The sequence below is a fragment of the Kitasatospora nipponensis genome (assembly GCF_039528135.1).
Classification (GTDB): domain Bacteria; phylum Actinomycetota; class Actinomycetes; order Streptomycetales; family Streptomycetaceae; genus Kitasatospora; species Kitasatospora nipponensis.
Window position 1 is genome coordinate 1 of the sequence record NZ_BAAALF010000807.1, and the last position, 649, is coordinate 649.

Here is a 649-nt window from a genome sequence, read left to right on the forward strand (position 1 = left end):
GACGGATTTTACCCGTTAGTTTCGGCCGGTAATCAACAGTACTCCCCACGCACTACCGATCGTGATCGGTAGCCGAAGCACACACTCACCTGTTCGGACCACCCCGGATCCGGCCGCCGGACGACACGTTCCGACAACGACTTCACACGACATCGACACCTCGCGTGCGCCCTTCGCGACCGCAACGCCGTCCACATGGCACGATGAGCGCGTGAGCAGCCCGAAGCATGAATTCAACGACGGCGACAACCCGGACGCCGGGGGCTGGGTGCCCTACCTCCCGTTGTCGGAGGATCCCGCGGCCGACTCCGCCGAAGGCGCGTCGATCGGATCGCTGGTCAAGGACGCGACGCAGCACATGTCGACGCTGTTCCGAGCCGAACTGGAACTGGCGAAGACCGAGACGGTCGGCGAGGTCAAGAAGGCCACCAAGGGCAGCATCTTCTTCATCATCGCCGCGGTGGTCGCGCTCTACAGCTCGTTCTTCTTCTTTTTCTTCCTCGGTGAACTGCTGTCGGAGTGGCTCCAGCGCTGGGCCGCGTTCGGCATCGTGTTCCTGTTGATGCTGGTGTCCGCCGGGATCTGCGGCTTCGTGGGCTATCGGAAGTTCAAGAAGGTCCGCGCGCCACAGCGATCGATCGACAGCATC

The 649-nt window shown here is 62.7% G+C and carries 1 protein-coding gene; it reads left to right on the plus strand.

The annotated features are described in order from the left end of the window. Window positions 1-211: 211 nt before the first annotated feature. The coding region (locus ABD323_RS43450; protein ID WP_344447533.1) for a phage holin family protein at window positions 212-649 on the plus strand (438 nt) is incomplete at its 3' end.